Annotated in this window: 20 protein-coding genes; 14 read left to right on the forward strand and 6 right to left on the reverse strand. The window is 30.3% G+C overall.

Annotated features, from left to right (window positions below; all coding sequences use genetic code 11):
* Positions 1-84 precede the first annotated feature (84 nt).
* From MED152_RS03595 to MED152_RS03640, 10 genes are all read left to right on the forward strand, one after another.
* Positions 85-1,677, forward strand: coding sequence for a peptide chain release factor 3 (locus MED152_RS03595; protein ID WP_015480496.1), 1,593 nt, complete (start codon positions 85-87; stop codon positions 1,675-1,677).
* A gap of 6 nt (positions 1,678-1,683) precedes the next feature.
* Positions 1,684-3,252: a hypothetical protein gene (locus MED152_RS03600; RefSeq protein WP_015480497.1), complete on the forward strand. Its 1,569-nt coding sequence runs from the start codon at positions 1,684-1,686 to the stop codon at positions 3,250-3,252.
* A gap of 20 nt (positions 3,253-3,272) precedes the next feature.
* Positions 3,273-4,202, forward strand: coding sequence for a peptidylprolyl isomerase (locus MED152_RS03605; protein WP_015480498.1), 930 nt, complete (start codon positions 3,273-3,275; stop codon positions 4,200-4,202).
* A 127-nt stretch (positions 4,203-4,329) separates the two neighbouring features.
* Positions 4,330-6,006, forward strand: coding sequence for a response regulator (locus tag MED152_RS03610; protein WP_015480499.1), 1,677 nt, complete (start codon positions 4,330-4,332; stop codon positions 6,004-6,006).
* Positions 5,999-7,702 (forward strand): response regulator, encoded by a 1,704-nt coding sequence (locus MED152_RS03615; RefSeq protein ID WP_015480500.1) that lies wholly within the window; start codon positions 5,999-6,001, stop codon positions 7,700-7,702. The genes MED152_RS03610 and MED152_RS03615 overlap by 8 nt, the downstream gene beginning before the upstream one ends.
* Positions 7,703-7,847: 145 nt before the next feature.
* Positions 7,848-9,536 carry a response regulator gene (locus tag MED152_RS03620; RefSeq protein WP_015480501.1) on the forward strand — a complete coding sequence of 563 codons (1,689 nt, stop codon included), beginning with the start codon at positions 7,848-7,850 and terminating at the stop codon, positions 9,534-9,536.
* Entirely contained in the window at positions 9,529-11,214 is a 1,686-nt protein-coding gene (locus tag MED152_RS03625; RefSeq protein ID WP_015480502.1) for a response regulator, read from the forward strand. The genes MED152_RS03620 and MED152_RS03625 overlap by 8 nt, the downstream gene beginning before the upstream one ends.
* 74 nt (positions 11,215-11,288) lie before the next feature.
* Positions 11,289-12,434 carry an ergothioneine biosynthesis protein EgtB gene (gene egtB / locus MED152_RS03630; RefSeq protein ID WP_015480503.1) on the forward strand — a complete coding sequence of 382 codons (1,146 nt, stop codon included), beginning with the start codon at positions 11,289-11,291 and terminating at the stop codon, positions 12,432-12,434.
* Positions 12,435-13,382, forward strand: a complete 948-nt coding sequence (locus tag MED152_RS03635; protein ID WP_015480504.1) for an L-histidine N(alpha)-methyltransferase — start codon at positions 12,435-12,437, stop codon at positions 13,380-13,382. It abuts the gene before it with no gap.
* 1 nt (position 13,383) lies between these two features.
* The gene (locus MED152_RS03640; protein ID WP_015480505.1) at positions 13,384-14,064 is read left to right on the forward strand and encodes an aspartate/glutamate racemase family protein; all 681 of its coding nucleotides are present in this window, start codon (positions 13,384-13,386) and stop codon (positions 14,062-14,064) included.
* Positions 14,065-14,151: 87 nt separating this feature from the next.
* Here MED152_RS03640 and leuB read toward each other — a convergent pair whose 3' ends face one another.
* The 4 genes from leuB to leuC all read right to left on the reverse strand — a co-directional run bounded on the left by leuB (position 14,152) and on the right by leuC (position 18,869).
* Positions 14,152-15,207, reverse strand: coding sequence for a 3-isopropylmalate dehydrogenase (gene leuB / locus MED152_RS03645; protein WP_015480506.1), 1,056 nt, complete (start codon positions 15,205-15,207; stop codon positions 14,152-14,154).
* A 28-nt stretch (positions 15,208-15,235) separates the two neighbouring features.
* Positions 15,236-16,759 (reverse strand): alpha-isopropylmalate synthase regulatory domain-containing protein, encoded by a 1,524-nt coding sequence (locus tag MED152_RS03650; protein ID WP_015480507.1) that lies wholly within the window; start codon positions 16,757-16,759, stop codon positions 15,236-15,238.
* 20 nt (positions 16,760-16,779) lie between these two features.
* Positions 16,780-17,379: a 3-isopropylmalate dehydratase small subunit gene (gene leuD / locus MED152_RS03655; RefSeq protein WP_015480508.1), complete on the reverse strand. Its 600-nt coding sequence runs from the start codon at positions 17,377-17,379 to the stop codon at positions 16,780-16,782.
* Positions 17,380-17,468: 89 nt separating this feature from the next.
* Positions 17,469-18,869 carry a 3-isopropylmalate dehydratase large subunit gene (gene leuC, locus MED152_RS03660; RefSeq protein WP_015480509.1) on the reverse strand — a complete coding sequence of 467 codons (1,401 nt, stop codon included), beginning with the start codon at positions 18,867-18,869 and terminating at the stop codon, positions 17,469-17,471.
* A 277-nt stretch (positions 18,870-19,146) separates the two neighbouring features.
* On the opposite strand from leuC, the gene MED152_RS03665 reads away from it, so the two are divergent.
* Genes MED152_RS03665 through MED152_RS03680 form a run of 4 tightly spaced genes read left to right on the forward strand, consistent with a single transcriptional unit; the run spans position 19,147 to position 21,216 of the window.
* On the forward strand, positions 19,147-19,827 hold the full coding sequence (locus MED152_RS03665) for a lipopolysaccharide assembly protein LapB (protein ID WP_015480510.1): 681 nt from the start codon (positions 19,147-19,149) through the stop codon (positions 19,825-19,827).
* Complete coding sequence (locus MED152_RS03670) at positions 19,828-20,364, forward strand: YfiT family bacillithiol transferase (RefSeq protein WP_015480511.1); 537 nt, start codon at positions 19,828-19,830, stop codon at positions 20,362-20,364.
* Positions 20,365-20,408: 44 nt separating this feature from the next.
* Entirely contained in the window at positions 20,409-20,876 is a 468-nt protein-coding gene (locus MED152_RS03675; RefSeq protein ID WP_015480512.1) for a DUF962 domain-containing protein, read from the forward strand.
* A 1-nt stretch (position 20,877) separates the two neighbouring features.
* Positions 20,878-21,216 carry a tRNA-binding protein gene (locus MED152_RS03680; protein ID WP_015480513.1) on the forward strand — a complete coding sequence of 113 codons (339 nt, stop codon included), beginning with the start codon at positions 20,878-20,880 and terminating at the stop codon, positions 21,214-21,216.
* On the opposite strand, the gene MED152_RS13485 is transcribed toward MED152_RS03680, so the two are convergent.
* Together MED152_RS13485 and MED152_RS03685 are read right to left on the reverse strand one after the other, a co-directional pair.
* A complete protein-coding gene (locus MED152_RS13485) occupies positions 21,213-21,371 on the reverse strand; it encodes a YqaE/Pmp3 family membrane protein (protein ID WP_015480514.1) in 159 nt (52 codons plus the stop codon). The genes MED152_RS03680 and MED152_RS13485 overlap by 4 nt on opposite strands.
* A gap of 151 nt (positions 21,372-21,522) precedes the next feature.
* Positions 21,523-24,012, reverse strand: a complete 2,490-nt coding sequence (locus tag MED152_RS03685; RefSeq protein ID WP_015480515.1) for a M14 family zinc carboxypeptidase — start codon at positions 24,010-24,012, stop codon at positions 21,523-21,525.
* Between the last annotated feature and the right edge of the window lie 112 nt (positions 24,013-24,124).

A 24,124-nucleotide genomic window follows, 5' to 3' on the forward strand; every position in this document is an offset into this window, starting at 1 on the left:
AAAATTAAACATACAATACATTTGAAATACTTATCATTGACAATTGACTTTGTAAAATGTATCTTTGCACCTCAAATTTTGTAAATGAGTTTTTTAAAGGAGATAGCACGTAGAAGAACATTTGGTATAATTTCGCATCCAGATGCTGGTAAAACTACCTTAACAGAAAAGTTACTTTTATTTGGGGGTGCTATTCAAGAAGCAGGTGCTGTAAAAAATAATAAAATTAAAAAAGGTGCTACTTCAGATTTTATGGAGATTGAGCGCCAAAGAGGTATATCTGTTGCCACATCTGTTCTTGCTTTTATCTATAAAGACAAAAAAATAAACATATTAGATACTCCTGGTCACAAAGATTTTGCAGAAGATACTTTTAGAACGCTAACTGCTGTAGATAGTGTAATTGTAGTTATTGATGTTGCAAAAGGTGTTGAGCCGCAAACCGAAAAATTAGTTGAAGTATGTAGAATGAGAAGCATACCAATGTTGGTTTTTATCAACAAGTTGGATAGAGAAGGAAAAGATGCTTTTGATTTATTAGACGAAGTTGAACAAAAATTAGGTTTACGAGTAACACCAATGAGTTTCCCAATAGGAATGGGTTATGATTTTAAAGGGATTTACAACATTTGGGAAAAAAAATTAAACTTATTTTCTGGTGATAACAAACAAACCATTTCTGAAGGAATTGAGTTTGATGATTTATCGAATCCAGATTTAGATAAAGCCGTTGGTGAAAATGCTGCAAATAAGCTTCGTGAGGAAATTGAACTGATTAGTGAAGTTTATCCTGAATTTAATCAGGAAGAATATTTAAAAGGAGAATTGCAACCAGTTTTCTTTGGTTCTGCCTTAAATAATTTTGGTGTTAAAGAGTTGTTAGATGCATTTATAGAAATTGCACCTTCTCCTCAACCTAAAAAAGCAGAAGAACGTTTAGTAGACTCTAAAGAAAATAAAATGACTGGTTTTGTGTTTAAAATTCATGCAAACATGGATCCTAAGCACAGAGATAGATTAGCGTTTATAAAAGTCGTTTCTGGAACTTTTAAAAGAAACTCTCCTTATTTACATGTTAGAAATGGAAAAAAGGTAAAATTTTCTAGTCCGAATGCATTTTTTGCAGAAAAGAAAGAAATTGTAGATGAGTCTTATCCTGGAGATATTGTAGGTATTCATGATACAGGAAACTTTAAAATAGGTGATACCTTAACTGAAGGAGAAGATTTAAACTTTAGAGGTATACCTAGTTTTTCACCTGAACATTTTAGATATGTAAATAATGCAGACCCAATGAAATCTAAACAATTGTATAAAGGTTTAGATCAATTGATGGATGAAGGTGTAGCCCAATTATTTATTCTAGAAATGAATGGTAGAAGAGTTATTGGTACAGTTGGTGCTCTGCAATTTGAAGTAATTCAATATCGATTAGAACATGAATATGGAGCAAAATGTACCTACGAAAACTTGAGTGTACATAAAGCTTGTTGGGTAGAACCAAAAGATGCTAAAAGCGAAGAGTTTAAAGAATTTAAAAGAGTAAAACAACGTTATCTAGCAAAAGACAAACAAGGTCAGTTGGTGTTTTTAGCAGATTCAGCTTTCACCATTCAAATGACGCAAAGCAAATTTCCGAATGTAAAATTGCATTTTACAAGTGAATTTAAAGACTAATATTTTATGAAAAAACTGCTATTTATATTATGTATTATTAGTTCTTTAAACGGACAGTCACAAGAATTCAATTTATCTAATTTACAAGGTAAAGAACTAAATAATAATATTCGTTTAAATTACATTTTAGTTAATCAACCTGTAGATAAAGTTAGCTACGCATTAGAACCTACAATGGGTTTTGTTGGGTTAAACTATAACATTCCTTTAAACGATTGGTTATATACTGGTGCAGGTTTTCATACTGCTATTACAGGAGATCAAGGTGGATTGTTTACTTTAGGTGTAAACTTAGGGGTAAATTTTCCTTTGTATAAAAATCTTTATTTTGATGCTAGCGTTCACTTTGGTGGTGGTGGTGGTTATAGAAGTTTAGTAAATGGTGGTGGAATTATTTATCCTAATGCTGGTTTACAATACAAAACTGATAAATTTTCTTTCGGAGTTCAATATGGATATGTAAACTTTTTTACAGGAATTCAAAAAAGTGATAATGTATCTTTCTTTATAGAAATTCCGACAACTATTAGAACTAGTTCTTACGCAAATTCTCACAAAACATATACTGTAGATGGTTTAGAAGAAGATGAATTTTGGCAAAAACCTGCAGTTAAAAGCGTTCAGCAAATTACTTTTGATTATTTCTTTCCTGTTGGTAATTCAAGAACAGATGCAAGCACTAACCCAAGATATCAGCAAATAGATAATACTTTATCTATATTAGGGTTTGAATATCAGAGATATTTAACTGATGATACTTTTATCTACGCACATGTAGATGCAATGTATTCAGGTTTAACAGCTGGTTTTATGGATTTGTTTTTTGGAGTTGGAAAAAACTTTATAGAAACAAAGTATGTAAATTTCTTTGCAAAAATGGGTATTGGAGCTGCTGGAGGTAGAATTTTTCCTGAAGGTGGTTTAACTGCTTACCCAAATGCAGGTGCAGATATAAGAATTACAGACAAGTTTGGTTTAAGCGTTCATGGTGGATATCACAGATCTATAGGTGGTGTTGCTAGTTTTCAAGCATATACTGCTGGCTTTAGTTTAAAATACTATGGCTTAAGTGGTGGTGTTACAGATCCTTTTACAAACGAACGTGCTAAAACAATTAGAGCACAGGGCATCCAAATTATAGCCCAAAATCAAACTTATTTTGATGTTGCTAAATTCGGAATTCCAGATAGCGACTTACAGTTAATAGGTATTAAAATTTTATACGACATTAACAAAAGATTTTATTTAGCAGGTGAAGCTTCATTTGCTTACGAAGGCGAATCTGGAGGATATGCTCATGGAGTATTTGGTTTGGGTGTAAAAAGTAATAAATTCTTTAACGAAAAAGTCTCTACCTTTTTAGAAATGTCTGCAGGTGTTGCAGGTGGTGGACGTGTAGATTCTGGAGAAGGTATTTTAGTAAGACCAACTGCTGGTATAAACTATCATGTAAATAATGATTTATCATTTCATGTTTCTGGAGGACAAATGTGGTCTCCATTTGGAAATGTAAACTCAACAAACATAAATATTGGTTTAGCTTATGGCTTATCAATTTTAAATGCAAAAAAATAAAAACGATTAAACAAGTAACAATGAATAACGGAATTTACGCAAAGTTTAAAACACCTAAAGGTGAAATATTAGTACAATTAGAGCACGAAAAAGCACCTGGAACTGTAGGTAATTTTGTTGCCTTAACAGAAGGTAATATGGAGAATGCTGCAAAGCCACAAGGAACTCCTTATTACGATGGTTTAAAATTTCATAGAGTAATTTCAGATTTTATGATACAAGGTGGTTGTCCTCAAGGAACAGGTACAGGTAATCCTGGTTATAAATTTGATGATGAATTTCACCCAGATTTAAAACACGATGCTCCTGGTAAATTAGCTATGGCAAATTCTGGGCCAGCAACTAATGGTAGCCAATTTTATATCACACACGTTCCTACTCCATGGTTAGATGGTAAACATACTGTATTTGGTTCTGTTGTTGAAGGGCAAGATATTGTAGATGCTGTTGCACAAGGAGATGAAATGACTGTAGAAATTGTTAGAGTTGGTGAAGAAGCAACAAACTTTAATGCAATAGAAGCTTTTAGAACTTTTGAAGGTGCAAGAGAAAAAAGAGAAGCAGAAGAAAAAGCAAAACAAAAAGAATTGTTAGATTCTGTAGCAGCTGGCTATGATGAAACTGCAAGTGGTTTACGTTATAAAATATTACAAAATGGAAATGGTAAACAAGCTACAAAAGGTGCTGGTGTTTCTGTACATTATAAAGGTCAATTACTAGATGGTACTGTATTCGATTCTTCTTACAAAAGAAAACAACCAATTGACTTTAATGTAGGAGTTGGGCAAGTAATTTCTGGTTGGGATGAAGGAATTCAATTATTAAAAGTGGGTGACAAAGCTCGTTTTGTAATACCATCTAATTTAGCTTATGGTGCTCAAGGTGCAGGTGGTGTAATACCTCCAAACGCAACATTAATATTCGATGTAGAATTGATGGATGTGAAATAAGAACATCTAAACCTATACTAAAAAACTCCTTAAATCAATGATTTAAGGAGTTTTTTTTGTTAATATCACCAAGAAATACTTATATTGTGGTAACTTTTAATTAAGAACATGATACCTCCCCCAGATTATGTCGAATAAACTTTCAGTTTCTTTTCGAAAAGCAACAGCAAGAACGGCTGTACTTTTCTCGTTGATTTTCCTTAACGGATTTATATTTTGTTATATCACAGGAATTACAACCTACAGAAATTACTTGCTGTTATTTAGTGCTGCTTCATTTTCAGTAGTATTTCTAACCAAACTTAAGAACACATTAATTCCGAGGTTAGTTTTACTAGTTACCCTTTATTTAGGTGTCTTTTTCTATTCTTTGGTTTATGGTGCTAGTGGTTGCGTAGAAATATTTCTTTTAGTAATTGTGGGTATGGTTTTCGGAATGTTTTCTTATGAAAAAGAAAAATGGTACATCTACTTCTTTGCTGCAATAACCTTGGGTATTTGGCTCACTCTTTATTTAATCAATTTTACCATTCCTGGAATAGCGCAATTAACTGCAGCAGAAAGAAATGTTATTTACCTAGATGTAATGATTTGCTTGTTGTTATCTGTAGTGATACAACTGTACAACTATCATCGTTTAAATTACGAATTTTATCAAAATATTAAAGAAATTCAAGTTCAAGCATCACAAGATGCTGAAGAAAAAACGAATTTTTTAAATACCATGAGCCATGAAATTAGAACTCCTTTAAATGCAATAAATGGCTTGTCTTATATTCTTAAAACAGAAAATCCAGAAGAGCATCAAATCGATTATATTAACTCTATAGAATATTCAGGTAAAAGCCTTATGAATATGCTAAATAATTATTTGGAGTTTAGCAAATATCAAGGTGATATGATTGAGTTAGAAATAGCATCATGCACCATTCAAGATGTAATAAAAGATATTGTAATTCATCACGAAGTAGAATGTGAGAATAAAGGAATACTTTTTGAGCTCAATTTAGACGATAATATTCCTGATGTTCATATAGATGTGAATAAGCTAAATAGAGTTATAGACAACCTACTTTCTAATGCTATTAAATTCACAAAAACTGGGCTAATTTCTTTAACGGTTAAAGAAAAAAAATCGAACCCAACCACTTCTGAGATAGAGTTTATTGTAAAGGATACAGGAGCTGGAATATCAAATACCAAACAGCAATTAATTTTAGATAAGAATGATTACATCTATTCCTTATTTAAAAATGATAATAAAATCGGTTTAGGATTACCTATTGTAAAGCACATTTTAGAACTTATGAATAGTAAGCTATTCATAAAAAGTAAACTAGGTTTAGGTAGCCTTTTTCAATTTACACTTGAACTAGAAAAAGCTTCTTTAGCAACAAATAAAAATGAATCATTAAAAGAAGAAAATAAGCTAAAAATTGCTGGTAAAAAATTATTAATTGTAGATGATAATAAGTTAAACATCATGGTTACTCAAAAGTTTTTAGAGCAAGAAGAACTTTTAATAGAATCTGCAAATGATGGTCTAGAAGCAGTAGATAAAATGAAGGCTAATGATTTTGATATGGTATTGATGGATATTCATATGCCAAATTTAAATGGTTATAAGGCAACAGAAGAAATTAGAAAATTCAACACAAATACTCCAATTTTTGCAATGTCTGGCTCAGTGCTAGATGACATCAAAGAAGAATTAGAGTTTTATGGCTTAAATGGTTTAATTATTAAACCTTTTAAACCAAATAATCTTATTGAACTCTTAAAAAACAATATTGGTTATGAATAATATTTTAGGAGCTAAAATATCTACAAGAAGATTCGATTTACTTAAAGCTTACTTATACATAGGTACAGCTATTGCAAGTTCATTTTGGCTAGTTAGTTTTTATATAGACAGTTATTACCTGCGCTTCTTATTCACCATCTGTGTTGCACTTTGTTTTGCGTCTTTGTACTTCTTGTATCGTAAACCAAGAATTGCAAGATTAATTTTTGTAATCGATTATTTTATTACAGTAATTGTATGTACACCCTTAATTGGTAAAGAGGGTATGTTTGATATTTTCTACGGATTTTACTTTCTACTGATTACACTGCTCTATTCATTTAGAAAGGAGAAAGTTCATATTATCACCTTTTTCTCTTTAACAACTGTAGCATGGATTTTTCTAATTTCTTGGAATTATTTTGGAATAAACATTGCAGAAATTGATACCGAAAACGCCTCTACATACTTCTACCCCATTACGTTTTTGGGTAACTTCATTTTTTTATCATCTACTTTAATATCATTCGCGCAAAAAAATGAGAGATATACCAGAATTGTAAACGAGAAAAAGAATGAAGCTCTAAAAATATTAAAACTTAAGAATATCTTTCTAAATGCCATTAACGAAGAAATAAGAGAACCTTTAAATTCAATAATTGGGTTGACACATGTTTTGAAAGATAACAATCCTAGAAAAGATCAAGAAGAATATTTAAAATCTTTAAACTCATCAGGAATTAGTTTGTTAGAACTATTTACAAACGTGATTAACATAAATACACTCGAATCTAAAAAGGTGAGTATTAAAAATAGGGAAACCAATTTAAACACCTTAATTGAAAATGTTATTCAGATTCATAAAACAGCTTGCTCACAAAAAAATGTAAATCTTATTGCAAAAATCGATGCTAACTTTCCCACTATTTTAATAGATCATGTCAGGTATCAGCAAATATTAAATAATTTGGTTTCTAATGCTGTAAAGTTTACCAACGAAGGTGAAATTATTTTAGAAATAAAGATTCTTAGAAAAAACAAAAATAAAATTGTCTTTAGCACGAATGTTATTGATACTGGAATAGGAATTTCTAAAGATAAAATAGACGTGATTTGGCAAAACTTTACACAAGCGTCAAATTCAACTGCTAGATTGTATGGTGGTTCTGGTTTAGGCTTACCTATTGTTAAAAATATTGTAAGAAGCATGGGTAGTGATATTCAGTTAAAAAGTGAACCTAACAAAGGATCTCATTTCTATTTTGAACTTACTGCTAACATTGCGAAAACAAGTAAACTAAGAATAAGAAACATAGCAAAAGTTAAAAAAGAAGAAATAACAGTTATACAAGAATTAGCCAACAAGAAAATATTGGTTACAGATGATAACAAAATTAACATTCTTGTTCTTAAAAAGATTTTGGAAAAAGAAAATGCAATTATAGATGAAGCCTATAATGGTTTAGAAGCAGTAGAAGCAACCAAAGCCAAAAAGTACGATCTAATTATTATGGACCTAAATATGCCTGTAATGAGTGGAGAAAAAGCAATTGCAAATATTCGAAAATTAGACAAAGACATACCAATAATTATTATAACAGCATCTAATAGTTATGATTTAGAAGATTTTAAAAATCAAAATATTAGCTATACCATTCGTAAACCATTTGTACCTAAAGAACTTTTACAAAACATTAAAAAAGCCATATCAACTTAAAATAAATAAATTAAAATTTTGCATCATCTACAGTATAAACTAACAAACAGAAAAAATAATAGTACTATTTGATTTTTTTTGTTAAATTTAAACAACCCAACCTTCTAAATGTAAGCCTTTAGATTACGTTTAGTAAATACAATTAATGCCAACCGCAAGAAAAAAAATACAATCCAAACGACTTATTCGTAATATTTACAAATTAAGCTTCTTTGCCTCTATTTTTGGAGTGCTTGGTTTCTTTTTTGGGTTGTATTTAGATTTAGAATACTTAGCTTATTACCATCTACTAAGTGCTTTTGCGTATGCAGCCTCAGCAATATTGGCAAGAAAACAATTTCTAACTGCCTCTAGAATTATATTTTTTATTTTCATAAATATAGGTATAGCCATTACCTCATCTTATATAGGCAAACCTGGTAGCGTAGAATACTTATTCATGAATGCAATTGCATTGCCTTTTATGATGTTTTCTTTTAGAAACGAAAGACATTTCGTTTACATTTTCTCGATATTTTCTGCGGTTTTATGGGCCATACTTAATGCAACAAATTTTAATCTTTTTAATTCAGAACATTTAGATCCAGCAATCGCTGCAAGTTTTATCTACCCTGTTTCTTGCATAACATTGGTAGGTTTTGTTTTTATACAAATGCTTTATTTCTCTCAAATCAATATTAAACATTATGCAAAAATTTACTCTAAGAGAAAATATGCTTTAGAAGCTTCTGAAGCAAAATCTAAATTTCTTAGCACTATGAGTCATGAAATTAGAACTCCTTTAAATGCGGTTATTGGTTTATCTCATATTTTAAATGAAAGTGATCCTAGAGAAGATCAAAAAGAGAATATTGAGGCTTTAAATTATTCTGGTAAACTATTACTAAATCTACTAAACAACGTTTTAGATTTTAGCAAAATGCAATCAACAGAAATTCAATTAGATCATATTCCTACCAAAATTGATAATGCTGTAAAACAGCTCAAAAAGATTCATGAACCTTCTTGCCAAAGAAAAAACATAAAATTAGACCTTAAAATTGACGATAATTTACCTGTAGTTATTATAGATGTGGTAAGATTTAATCAAGTTTTGAACAACTTGGTTTCTAATGCTGTAAAATTTACGGATAAAGGAAAAGTAACCTTAATCATCAAGAAAAAGAAAATTATTGATGAGCAAGTTTTGTTGCATGTAGAAGTTAGAGATACAGGTATTGGTATACCTAAAACAAAACACGAGAGTATTTGGGAAGCATTTACCCAAGCTTCTAGCTCTACTACTAGAATTTACGGAGGAACAGGTTTAGGATTACCAATTGTAAAGAGCATTTTAAATGCTATGGATTCTAAGGTTAAAATTTTTAGTAAAGTAGGTAAAGGAAGTAGATTTATTTTTGACTTAAAACTAGGTATCGCAAAAGAAACGGAATTAGATGCTACTGCTAACAAAAAGGAATTTGATTTTAAAGGTAAAAAAGTACTGCTTGTAGATGACAATTTGATAAATGTAATGGTTGGTAAACAGATTTTAGAAAAATCGAAACTAACTGTTTCTACTGCTAATGATGGGCAACAAGCTGTAAATAAAATGAAAGAAGAAGATTTTGATATTGTGCTTATGGATATTCAAATGCCAATATTAAATGGTTATGAAGCCACAGAAGAAATTAGAAAATTCAATAGTTCTACCCCTATTTTAGCTTTATCTGCAGCTGTTTTTATGGAGATAAAAGATAAAGTAGAAGCTTGTGGTATGAATGGCTATGTGTTTAAACCATTTAATCCAGAAGATTTATTATCAGAAATTGAAAAGTTTACAAAAGATGTATAATTATAAAGGCCATAAAACTTCTGCAAGAAGAGTAAATATGATATATACCATGTGTAATGTTGGTATGATATCATCTTTGGCTTTTGCTGCCTTTTGTTATTATATACAAGGTTTAGGTATTTCTTTATTTTTGATTTTCCTAGCTGCAGTTTATTTATTTGCAGCCAGCATTACAAAAATAAAACCAGCCTTTGCAAGATTAATATTTATAATATCTTTTAATTTAAGTGTTGCTGTAATAGCATCCTATTTTGGCAGAGGTGCAAGTTTCGAACTTATTTTAATGTATGCCATTGGTCTCTCCTTCATAATTTTTAGCTATAGAAGAGAAAAAGAAATGGTTATTGCTTTTTCTATTTTACCTGTAACTTTGTGGATTATTTTATATTTTACTGATTTTGAATTATTAAAAAACAGTTCTGTAAATCCAGACATTATAGATACTGTTATTTACCCCATTTCTATTTTAACAACGCTTATTTTAGTGTCTTTTCAATTAGGGTACTATATTTATTTGGTTTCAGGTTTTAGTCAATTAGTACATAGTAAAAAACAAGCAGCCATAGATGCATCAAATGCCAAAACAAATTTTCTTAGTACTGTTAGTCATGAAATTAGAACTCCTTTAAATGCAGTTATTGGATTATCGCATATTTTGGGAGAAAACAATCCAAGAGAAGACCAAAAACAAAATATAGAAGCCCTAAATTATTCAGGAAAAATACTATTAAATCTATTAAACAATGTTTTAGATTTAAGTAAAATGCAATCCTCTAATATCAACTTAGATCATGTACCTACAGATTTAACATCAGCTTTAAAGCAGATAAAAAAAATACACGAAACGAATTGTATACAGAAAAAGATTACCATGAATCTTTTTATAGATGATAAAATACCTGTGATTTGGTTAGACATTGTAAGGTACAATCAAGTAATTAATAATTTGGTAACCAATGCAATTAAATTCACCAATAAAGGCTCTGTAACTGTTAGAATTACAAAAGAACTTATTGATGATAATCAGGTTAAAATAATAACAGAAGTTATAGATACAGGTATTGGTATACCAAAAGATAAACATGACACAATTTGGGAGGCGTTTACACAAGCATCTGCAAGCACAAATCGTTTATATGGAGGTACAGGCTTAGGTTTACCCATTGTAAAAAATATTGTGGAAGCTATGGGTTCTAAAATTCATATTGATAGTGAAGTTGGTAAAGGAAGTAGATTTCACTTTGAAATAAAGACGAATATAGCTACGAATAATGATCTTAAAGAAAGTAATAAAGTAAACACTTATAATTTTAACCAAAATAAAATTCTTTTAGTTGAAGATAACCAGATAAATATTATGGTCTGTAAGCAGATTTTAGAAAAAGAAAACTTGGTTGTAGAAACTGCTTTAAACGGATTAGAAGCTGTAAAAATGGTAAAAAAGAATAAGTACGATTTGGTGCTTATGGATATTCAAATGCCAATCATGGATGGTTATACTGCTTCTACAGAAATAAGAAAATTTAATAAAACAATACCAATAATAGCCTTATCTGCCTCTGTATTTATGCAAGTTAAAGACAGAATTAATAAAAGTGGAATGAATGGCTTTATCTTTAAACCTTTTGATCCTGACGATTTATTAAGTCAGATTGAACACCAAATTAATCAATCTTAAGTTTCTCTTTTGCGTTATTTATTTTTCTAATAAAGTACACCAAAATTCTTTTATTATAATTATTTTTGAGTCGGATGATAAATATAATTGAGAATTATAAGCGTGTTCGCAATCATACAGAATACCTCTGTAGCTTTTTAGAAATAGAAGATTTTACACCACAATCTGCAGCTTTTGCAAGCCCTCCAAAATGGCATATAGCACACACTACCTGGTTTTTTGAGCAAATGATTTTACTAAAGTATGATGAAGATTATTCTCTTTTTAATAAAGACTTCTCTTACCTTTTCAATAGCTATTACAACACAATAGGTAAAAGAATTGCAAGACATGAAAGAGGCTTGCTTACAAGACCTTCTGTAAAAGAAGTACTCAATTACAGAAAGTACGTAGATGAAAAAATGTTGACTTTACTTACTAAAGAAATTAAAGAAGTAAATACACTAACTACTCTTGGCTTACATCATGAACAACAACATCAAGAATTATTTTTATCAGATTTAAAATATACATTTTCTAGAAATCCATTAAATCTTGTTTATCGCAAAGAAAATTATGTAAGCGGTTTAAACTCTGAAGATGGTTGGTTAGCTGTAGAATCAGGCATATATGAAATAGGACATCAAAATAGTGACTTTTGTTTTGATAATGAATTGGGTAAACATCGTGTTTTTTTAGAGCCTTTTAAAATCTCTAAAGCTTTGGTAACCAACAAAGAATATTTAGAATTTATTAAAGATGGAGGTTATGAAAAGGCCAAATATTGGTTAGATGATGGTTGGCATTGGTTACAAGAAAATACAATTACACATCCTTTATATTGGGAAAAATTGAACAATGAATGGTATCAATATTCATTATCTGGCTTAATAAAATTAGAAGATAATGATATTGCCTGTCATATTTCTTATTATGAAGCTGCTGCATTTGCATTCTGGAAAGGCATGCGTTTACCAACCGAATTTGAGTGGGAAATAGCGGCTAAAAATTTAAAATGGGGTCAAAGATGGGAATGGACAAATTCTGCCTATTTACCCTATCCTAATTTTAAAATAAGCGATGGTGCAGTTGGTGAATACAATGGAAAATTTATGATTAACACTATGGTTTTAAGAGGCGCATCTACTGCAACATCAAAAAATCATAGCAGAATTACATACAGAAACTTTTTTGCCCCAAATACTCAGTGGCAATTTACAGGAATAAGATTGGCTATATAAATGAAAGAGACTTTTAAAAACGATGTAAATGAAGGCTTAAGCAAGACATCTAAAACATTACCTTCAAAATATTTTTATGATGCCATAGGCGATAAGATTTTCATAAAAATCATGCACATGCCAGAATATTATTTAACCAGAGCAGAGCATGAAATTTTTAAAACTAAAACAGCAGCTATTATAAACGCTTTAAACATTAGTAAAGATTCAAAGTTCGATATTATAGAATTAGGTGCAGGTGATGGTACAAAAACCAAATTACTTTTAGAAGATCTTGTTTCAAAAGAATATCAATTTAAATACTTACCTATTGATATATCTAAAGATGCATTAAATCATTTAAAATGCAGCTTATCTAAAGAAATTAGCTCTTTAGAAGTAGAAACAAAGCAAGGTGATTATTTTCATGTATTAGACGATTTAAAATCGCATAAAAACAAAAAGATTATTCTATTTCTTGGCTCTAATATTGGAAACATGTCTGATGATGAAGCAAAACAATTCTTAGAAAAATTAGGGAATTCTATTCATAAAGATGATGTGATACTTTTAGGAGCTGATTTAATTAAAAGTGAAGATATTGTACTCCCTGCTTACAGTGATGATGCAGGAGTTACCAAAAGCTTTAACCTAAATTTATTAACTAGAATAAACTCAGAATTAGAAGCCAATTTTAATATCAATAAATTTGAACATTTAGCCACTTATACTGAAGATGAAGGTATAGCTAGAAGTTTTTTAGTGAGTAAAGAAAAGCAAGAAGTAGAGATTAAAAGTTTACAAAAAAGCTTTTTATTTGAAGCCAATGAAAAAATACATACTGAAGATTCTAGAAAATACAACAATCAAATTTTAGAAAATTTACTAGAAAATACCTCTTTACAAATTTCTAATAAACTTACAGATAGTAATAATTATTTTGCTGATTATATTTTAACAAAGAAATAAAATGAACAGTGTAATTGGCATATTGGGTTTGGGTGTTCGTTCAACTAACTTTTATACTCAACAGCTGCACACCAAAATGCATAAGCATTTTGGAGGTTACCATACTTTTCCTTTTTTAAACTATCAAATAGACTTTAATCGTTTAAATCCATATTTACCTAATAATTTTGAAAAATTAGAACCTGCTTTAATTAAAATTTTAGAGGAAATAAATCCACTGAAAATTCAGAGATGGTTAATACCAAATATTACGTTACACGAAACTTTAGATAGGATAAATCATCATTTATCACTATTTCATCCAGTAGAATTAGCTATAGAAAATTGTATAAAGAAAAACATCAAGTCTGTTGTTATTCTTGGCACCAATTACTCAATGGAGTCTAACTATTTAGCTTCTAATTTTAATAAAAATGATATTTCAATTATAAAAATTTCTAAGGATGATAAAGCTTTTGTAGATCAATTAAGAATTAAAATTTACAATGCTCAAGAAACCAAAACTGATATTAAAAATTACAATACACTAATTCAAAAATATACTCAGAACTCACATGCAATCATTGCTTGTACTGAATTATCTTTACTTTCAGATAGCATAAATAATAACAAAATTTTAGATTTAGCCCAATTGCAAATTAGTGAAGCGTTTCAATTTTATTTAGAAGTGAATAGAATGTAAGTAACTTTTGATTATATCTAAAAAACAAACTTAATACATAAAAAAAGCGCTCTTAATGAGCGCTTTTTTTATCTATATTCAAATATTCTAAACGTTTTCAGCTAACCAATCACCAACTTCAGAAGTACCATATGATTTTCCGTTTTCTGATAAATCTTCAGTAACAATTCCTTTTTCTAAAGCGCTATTAACAGCATCTCTAATGGCTTTACCTTCTTCTTGTAAACCAAAGTTTTCAAACATCATTGCTGCTGATAAAACTGTAGCCATAGGGTTTGCAATATTCAATCCTGTTGCTTGCGGGTAAGAACCGTGAATTGGCTCGAATAAACCAATGTCTGAACCTAAAGAAGCACTAGGCATTAAACCCATAGAACCAGAAATTACAGAAGCCTCATCCGTTAAAATATCACCAAATAAATTCTCTGTAATTAATACATCATAACTATTAGGCCATTGAACTAATCTCATAGCTACTGCATCTACAAATTCATAAGAAACCTCAACTTCTGGATAATCTTTCTCCATAGCTTGTACAGTTTCTCTCCATAAACGAGATGTTTCTAAAACGTTAGCTTTGTCTACACAACATAATTTTTTATCACGAGTCATGGCTAATTCAAAACCTTTTTTAGCTAGCCTTTGCACCTCTGCTCTTGTATATACGCAATTATCAAAAGCAGTTTCACCTTCTTCTCTTCTACCCTTTTCACCAAAATAAATACCACCTGTTAATTCTCTTAAAAACACCAAGTCTGTGCCTTCAATTCGTTCTCTTTTTAAAGGTGATTTATCCAGTAAAGAAGGAAAAGTAAATGTTGGTCTTACATTTGCAAATAAACCTAATTTTTTACGCATTTTTAATAACCCTTGCTCAGGACGAACTTTTGCAGAAGGATCATTATCAAAGCGTGGATGACCAATTGCACCAAACAAAACAGCATCAGAAGCCATACAAATTTCATGAGTTTCATCTGGATAAGGCTCTCCTACAGCATCTATTGCTGCTGCACCAGTTAAAGCTGGTTTCCAATTAATTTCATGATTAAATTTCTTTGCAATTGCATCAGATACTTTTACTGCTTGATCTATAACTTCAGGTCCTATTCCATCTCCTGCTAATAAGGCTATATTTAATTTCATTGTTTTGTAGCTTTTGGCTTGATTTCTTCTAAATAATATTTAACATTTTCTCTGTAGCTTTAATTGCAGATACTGTTTGATCTGAATCTAAACCATGAGTAACAAATTCTTTTTTATCTCTGCTCCAAGTAATAATTGTTTCGCACAAAGCATCAGAATTACTTCCTGGTGGAATTCTCACTGCATAATCAATCAACTTTGGTAAGTCTTTTTTACTGTGAGTTTTATATAATTTTTTTAGAGCATTCATAAAGGCATCAAATTGTCCATCTCCTTGTGCATGTGCCTCATACAATACTCCTTCTACTCTCAATTGTAAAGTTGTAGACGGTTTTAAACCTCTTGCATGGCCTAAAACATAATTCTCTACAACTACTCTTTTCTCTATAGTGTTAGAGTCTAAAACATCAGAAATGATATATGGTAAGTCTTCTTGAGAAACTATTTCCTTTTTATCACCTAACTCTATAATTCTTTGGGTAACCTTTTTTAATTCATCGTCATTTAAGCTTAAACCTAAATCTTGTAAATTTTTCTGAATATTAGCTTTACCAGATGTTTTACCCAAGGCATATTTACGTTTTCTACCAAAACGTTCTGGCATTAAATCGTTAAAATAAAGGTTGTTTTTATTATCACCATCTGCATGAATACCAGCTGTTTGTGTAAACACATTTGCACCAACAATTGGCTTGTTTACTGGGATTCTAAATCCTGAAAAGGTTTCTACTAACTTACTAACCTTATTTAGGGCTTTCTCGTTTACATTTACAAAAACCTCATTAGATAAGAAATCATTAATTACTGCAATTGCACTAGCAATAGGTGCATTTCCTGCACGTTCACCCATACCATTTACAGTTAAATGTAAACCATGAGCTCCTGCATTTATTGCACTCATAACATTGGCAACACCTAAATCATAATCATTATGACCATGAAAATCTATATGTAAAGTTGGATATTTTTGTTGTACTTCTGAAATAAATTCAAAGGTTTCATCAGGAGTTAAAACGCCTAATGTGTCAGGCAATAGCAGTCTTTCTATGTGTTGCGTTTTTATAAAATCTAAATACTCAAAAACATAAGCTTTAGAATTACGCATTCCATTAGACCAATCTTCTAGATAAACATTTGTTTTAATATTATTTTTAGCTGCTAATTCTATAGTAGCTTGTATATCTGCAAAATGTTGTTCAGGTGTTTTTTTTAGTTGATGCGTTAAGTGATTTAAAGAACCCTTAGTCAATAAATTTTGAACTTTAGCTCCTGATTCTAACATCCATTCAATGGATTTTCCACCATCAACAAACGTTAAAACTTCTATTTTATCTAAGACATTTTCTGAAGCAGCCCATGTTGTAATTTTTTGTACAGCTTCTAACTCACCTTTAGAAACACGTGCAGAAGCCACTTCTATTCTATCTACTTTTAATTCTTCAAGTAAAAGTTTTGCAATAGTTAGCTTTTCTGAAACTGAAAAAGATACTCCAGAGGTTTGCTCTCCATCTCTAAGAGTAGTATCCATTATTTCAATATTTCTTGTAGCCATCAATATATTTTAAGAATAAATTAAAATGGTCTTGTTGCTGCAAAAGCAGCGATTTCATCTTCGATATTTTTTAAATAATCGATATCATCAAATCCATTTAACATATTATCTTTCTTATATGTATTAATCTCAAAAGGCTCAGATTCGCCTGTTGCAACTAACGTTACTGTTTGATTTGGCAAGTCAACTTTAATTTCTGTTTTTGGGTCAGCCATTATAGCATCAAACAACTTATCAGCAAAAACACCTGTAACCTGTACTGGTAAAACACCAACATTTAAACAGTTGTTTCTAAATATATCTGCAAAGAATGATGATATTACACATCGTAAACCAAAATCGTAAACAGACCAAGCTGCGTGTTCTCTTGAAGATCCTGAACCAAAGTTTTTTCCTCCAACTAAAATCTTAGATCCTGCATAAATTTCTTTGTTTAAAGGAAAATCTGCTTTTGGTGATCCATCTTGATTGTATCTCCAATCTCTAAAGAAATTATCTCCAAATCCAACTCTCTCTGTCGCTTTTAAAAAACGAGCAGGAATAATTTGATCTGTATCTACATTCTCAATTGGTAAAGGGTATGCTGTGCTTGTTAAAACGTTAAATTTATCGTAAGCCATTTGTTTTATACTTTGTGCCTTTCGCTAAATGCTTTAGGCATTAATTTTATACTTTATGCTAATGGCTTGTTGCCAAAAGCGAATAGCAATTATGCTGTTAATAATGTTCTTGGGTCTGTTACTTTTCCTTGCACTGCAGAAGCTGCTGCTACAAGTGGAGAAGCTAATAATGTTCTAGAACCTGGACCTTGTCTACCTTCAAAGTTTCTATTTGAAGTTGATACTGATAATTTTCCTGAAGGTATTTTATCATCATTCATAGCCAAACAAGCAGAACAACCTGGTTCTCTTAATACAAAACCAGCGTTTTCTATAATTTTATCTAAGCCTTCTTCTTTAATTTGATCTACAACTTTATGTGAACCTGGAACTAACCAAGCAGTAACATTATTTGCTTTTTTTCTACCTTCAACAATAGAACAAAAAGCTCTAAAATCTTCTATTCTACCATTTGTACAAGAGCCTAAGAATACAAAATCTATTTCTTTACCTAACATTGCATCTCCTTCATCGAAGTTCATATAGGCTAAAGATTTTTTATACGATTTTGCTCCACTATCTGCATCATCTGAATTAGGAATCGACTTTGTAACACCTATACCCATTCCTGGATTTGTACCATATGTAATCATAGGTTCAATGTCTGAAGCATCAAAAGTTACTTCTGCATCAAATTCTGCATTATCTTCTGTATATAAGGTTTGCCAATAATTCATGGCTTTATCCCAAGCCTCACCTTTAGGCGCTAATGCTCTACCTTTTATGTAATGAAATGTCTTTTCATCTGGAGCAATCATACCACCTCTTGCACCCATTTCTATAGATAGGTTACAAACTGTCATTCTACCTTCCATAGACATTTCTTTAAATACATCTCCTGCATATTCTACAAAATAACCTGTAGCACCTGAAGTAGATAATTTTGAAATGATATATAATGCAACGTCTTTTGGAGTTACTCCAACACCTAATTTACCATTTACATTTATTCGTAAACTTTTTGGTTTAGGTTGCATAATACATTGAGTAGACAATACCATTTCTACTTCACTTGTACCAATACCAAAAGCAATAGCCCCAAAAGCACCATGAGTAGATGTATGAGAATCTCCACAAACAATAGTTGCACCTGGTAATGTAATTCCGTTTTCTGGACCTACAACATGCACAATTCCGTTGTTTTTATCTCCTAAACCCCAGTGAGAAATACCGTATTTTTTTGCATTCTCTTCTAAAGCATTTAATTGATTTGCAGATAAAGGATCTTCAACTGGTAAATGTTGATTTATAGTTGGTGTATTGTGATCTGCTGTTGCAAATGTTTTTTCTGGATATACAACACTGTTTCCTCTACTTTCTAATCCTAAAAAAGCAACAGGGCTCGTTACTTCGTGAATAAAATGACGATCTATGAATAAGACATCTGGACCATCTTTTACTTTACGAACAACATGAGCGTCCCAAACTTTATCGAATAATGTATTTGCCATTTTTAATTATTTTCAATCAATTACCAAAAATAGATTTAAAATGTTTTTAAAATTGATTTTACCTTTTGCAAGTACTATATTCATTAAACTTTGCTATATACATTGTATTGATTATCAATTAATTAAATCATTTTAAAATACGATGTCTATCTTTTTTAAACTTCTTCAATAAATTTTTATACTTTAGTTCAACTGATTAAAACATGTATTGGGGTTGGCTCTTTGTAACAATTTATGCAAATCAATCGTCTTATAACAAATCAACCAAAGAAGTACCATGAAAAAATTTATCTATCTATTGCCCTTAGCAATTTTATTTGCAAGTTGTACATCACAAAAAAATTCAGAAGAATTTATCAATAAAACTTCAGGAAGGTATTTGTTTAATGCCAATGAAGTATTAGAAATTTATTTTGAAGATGATGTTATGCATGCAAAATGGAGAGGAAATGATGATATTAAATTGTTAAAAGTAAATGATAGCGCTTTTTACATGCAAGAATTGAATGAAAAAATGCTTTTTGTAGCTAAACCAGAAATGCATATTGAACTTGCTGAAAAGGTGGAGCATGATGGAGTTAAATACTATTTTCAAAAGATGGAAGAAGGAGCAAAAACGGCTAACGAATATTTTAAAGCAGAAGAATATCAAAAGGCAAAGGAGGCTTACTTGAAAATTCAGCAAAAGGATTCTTTAAATTTCCTTATTGAAGAATACAAAATTAATAGATTAGGTTATCAATTTATAAGAAAAGATGAAAATGATAAAGCCCTAGAACTATTTAAAATTAATGCAGCTCTATATCCTAAAAGTTCTAATGTGTACAATAGTTTAGGAGAAGCTTATTTTTTAAAAAAGGATACTGTAAATGCGATTGCAAACTTTAAAAAATCTTTAGAGATTAATTCAGAAAACAAAAACTCTAAAAAGTTTTTAGAGAGATTAACACAAAAATAAATGGAAATAGATTCTTTAAAATACCCAATAGGTTTAGTTCAAATTCCTGAAAATATTACTTCTAAAAATATTGAAATTTGGATTTCTGACATTGAACGTTTTCCTCAAGAATTAGAATTTTTGGTAAAAGATTTATCAGATAACCAATTAGATACTGTTTATAGAGAAAAAGGCTGGACAGTAAGACAGGTAATTCATCATTGTTATGACAGCCACCATAATTCTTACACCCGTTTTAAATGGGCTTTAACTGAAGACAATCCAACTATAAAAGCGTATTTTGAAGAAAGATGGGCAGAGTTGGAAGATTCGAAATCTGCGCCAATATCACTTTCTATAGATGCATTAAAATCACTTCACTCTAAATGGGTTTATTTTTTAAGAGGTTTAACCGAAAAAGATTTATTAAAAACGTTTGTGCATCCTTCAGGAAATAGTGTAAAAACTTTAAAAGAAAATATAGGTATTTACGCTTGGCACTGTCAACATCATTATGCACATATAGAGCAATTAATAAAAAGAAAAGGCTGGCAATAATTTAATTTTAAAAAATAGTACCTTTATTTTTTAATTTTATTTATATGAAATCTGCACAAGCCTACTTTGATGAATATGCTGTAAGTCATCAAAATGAAACCAACCAAACCATACATTACATTTGTGTGCCTTTAATATTTTTTAGTGTTATTGGGCTATTAATGAGTATTCCTACAGGTTTTTTAGAAAGTAATTTAGGGCTCTACAATCCATTAATAGAAAACTGGGCAGTTGTTGTTACTGTGTTTATTTCTATCTTTTATTTAAGATTAGGCTTTTGGTATTTTGCAGAAATGCTATTTGTAATTTTGCTATGTATAATTGGTAATTTCTGGATTAGCAATGTTGCAAATCTTCTATATGTATCTCTAACTATTTTTGTTCTTGCTTGGATTGGCCAATTTTACGGTCATAAAATAGAAGGTGCAAAACCATCTTTCTTAAAAGATTTAGAATTCTTGCTAATTGGCCCACTTTGGGTAATTCAAAAACTTGGCAAAAAGAATAAATAATATGAAAGATGAAATTTCCTTTGAAGATTTTTTAAAGACTGATATTAGAGTTGGAACCATTATAGAGGTTAACGATTTTCCTAAAGCTAGAAAACCAGCTTATCAATTAAAAATTGATTTTGGTTCTTTAGGAATTAAAAAATCTAGTGCCCAAATCACAGATTTATATACCAAAGAAGAGCTGCTTCACAAACAAGTTTCAGCTATAATCAATTTTAAACCCAGACAAATAGCCAATTTTAAAAGTGAAGTTTTGGTTTTGGGTGTTTATAATACTGATGATAAAGTTGTGTTACTACAACCTAGCAAAACCATTAAAAATGGAGAACAAGTTTCTTAATTCTTAGGATTGTTTAAAATTACCAAAGCACCTATTATTCCTGGAATCCATCCACAAAGTGTTAGTAAAAATATGATAAAGAAAGATCCACAACCTTTATCAATCACTGATAATGGAGGAAAAATAATAGCAAATAAAACTCTAAAAAAACTCATTTATATTTAGTTGGTTATACAAATAAGACGATGTACATACCAATTTGTTACAACTTTTTACTAGAGTTATCTTTACAAAAAAATCGCGAAACCTATAATTAAGCTTCGCGATTTTTCAATATTAATTAAAAGTAATTAACGATATAAAATATTACATTTTATCACCAAAGAAAATAGTGTTCATTAATAGTTTGTTAGTACCAAACCAAAATGCTCTAAAATTGGTATTGTCTGTAAAAACAATAACTCTACCTCTACCTAATCTACTTACTTTAAAAGGAACTGTATTAGGAATTACTTTTGCATTTTCTTTAGAAATATAGCCACTTAACAATGGCTCTGAAGTATATTGAATAGGATTATTATAACTATCCTTATCTGCTTCCATAAACATGGTTGAGTTTCTAAATAAAGCCAATTTATCATCTTTGTAACCAAAGTTAATAGGATGAGATCTATCTAATTTTGCCTCAAAAATAGCACCTCCAATTACTTGTGCTCCAGATTTTAATGATCTGTTTTCGAAAGATACATCTTTTATAGAATCTCTTTTAGCCCTCTTAAAGTTAATGTTGATCATTTTATTACTAGCCAACCATCTTGCAGAGTTTTTATACCCAACTAATACTCCACCATTTCGAACCCAAGTTTGTAATTTAGTTATTGCAGATTTCTCTAATCCACTACTTGGAATAACAATGTGGGTATATTTTGCAATATCAACTCTATTAAAATTTCTAGTATCTAAACGTGTAATTGGCATATCAAAACGTTGGTCGAATAAATGCCAAATTTCTCCAGAATCGTTACCAGCAACTCCATCACCAACTATCATAGCTACTTTTGGTTTTGTAATAGCTCTAAAATTATTGCTTCCTAAGTCTATACCATCATTTAAACCAGTCTTCACTGCATAAATATTAATATGACTTTCTTTAGCAACTTCAACCAAAAACGTAAACATTTCTAAGGCATCTAATTTTTGATTTTGAACAGGTATAAAGATGGTTCCATATTCGTAAGAAACACCTCCATTTTTAAAGTTTTTCATTGAAACTTTTGCTTTTAAACCTTTTTGTAAAATAGCATGTAAAGCTTTAGGAGCGTAAAACTCGTTCCAAGGCATTAAGTAACCATACTCACTTTTAAACGAAACTGAACCTGGTTTTAGTTCAAGATTGGTAATTTCATTACCTGCTTTTGATAATGAAATATTTTCTGCATAATCAACGTCAAAAGCATGGTTAAAAGTCCAAGCAGAAACATCATAAAATAGGCTGTCTTTAAAAGTAGTTCTAACATCAAACATCGCTTTCACTAATCTGTGATTTTTTTGATTCATAGGTACTACATAACTGTATCCTTTCTTAAAATTCTTTCCATTTTGAGTGAAGTCACTTTTTATTTCATGAATTTTAACTTGATGTCTTTTTAAAACTTCTGCCAAATGAAACGTTTTGGCTGCATCTTTTTCATCACCAAAAACAATAGCATTTTTAGACCCTGTATTTCTACTTTCTTTATAAAAATCTTGCTGATATTTTAAAATCTTTAAACGCATTTTATTTGCTGCTTCTAATGTAGAAAAAGCAGCTGTAGCTTGATTTCTAATTGTAAATGGGAAAGTTAAAATTCCGTTTGTAGTTTCTTGAGCATGACCTCTAGAACTTGCTTGCTCAAAAAGAATACCTATACTACCATTAATGTCTGGAAAAGTTGAACCTTTACCATAATAAAAGTCATCAAAACTCTCTTCTGAATAATACATAGAGCCAATTTTATCTAATGCCTTTGCATGATATGTAGCAATTTCTTTAGTTAAATCTTGATTCATTTGTGGTGTTAATGGGTTTGTTCTACTAGGAATTCCTGGTTGAAAAAAGAAACTAGAATTGCTACCCATTTCATGATGATCTGTTAAGATGTTTGGTAACCATTTATGAAAAGTGGCAATTCTTGCCTTACTTTCTGGCAATTGAACTGGCAACCAATCTCTATTCATATCAAATTGGTAGTGATTAGTTCTACCTCTTGGCCAAATCTCAGAATATTCTCTATCATTAGGATCTGGATTAATGTTTTTACTTCTATTGGTATTTGCCCAATAAGCAAAACGTTGCAAACCATCAGGATTAAATGAAGGGTCGAATAAAATTACCGTATTTTTTAACAAATCTTGAGTTTCTGCAGTTTTAGAAGCTGCCAGATAATAAGCAACTGCTAATGCAGCATTCGATCCACTTGGCTCATTACCATGTATTGAAAATCCTTGGTACACAACTATTGGGTTATCTATACTTAATGAAGCATCATTTGTAGCATCTATATGTTGCTTTCTAATTTGTTCTAAATTTTTATGATTCTCAGCAGACGTAATCGTCAACAATAACAAAGGTCTACCTTCATAAGTTTTACCTCTATTTTCAATAGAAATTCGGTCTGAAGACGCTGCCAAGGCTTTCATATATTCCACAAGTTTATCATGTGTAATATGCCACTCACCTACATCATGACCTATAATATCTTTAGGTATAGGAATACTAGAATCATAATTCTCTGAAGGCAAATAATAAGATAAATCTACCTGTTGTGCAGAGCTGTATATTGTAAATAAAAGAAAGAAAACAAAAAGTTTTTTCATTGCTAGATTAAAATTTAGTTATCTAACAAATATATGAATTCGTAAATTTAATTTCATCAGGTTAAATTATTGTTTTTAAGAAACAGAAACTTTAACATTTAACAAACTACCC

Origin of the sequence: Polaribacter sp. MED152 (assembly GCF_000152945.2) — a bacterium.
Classification (GTDB): domain Bacteria; phylum Bacteroidota; class Bacteroidia; order Flavobacteriales; family Flavobacteriaceae; genus Polaribacter.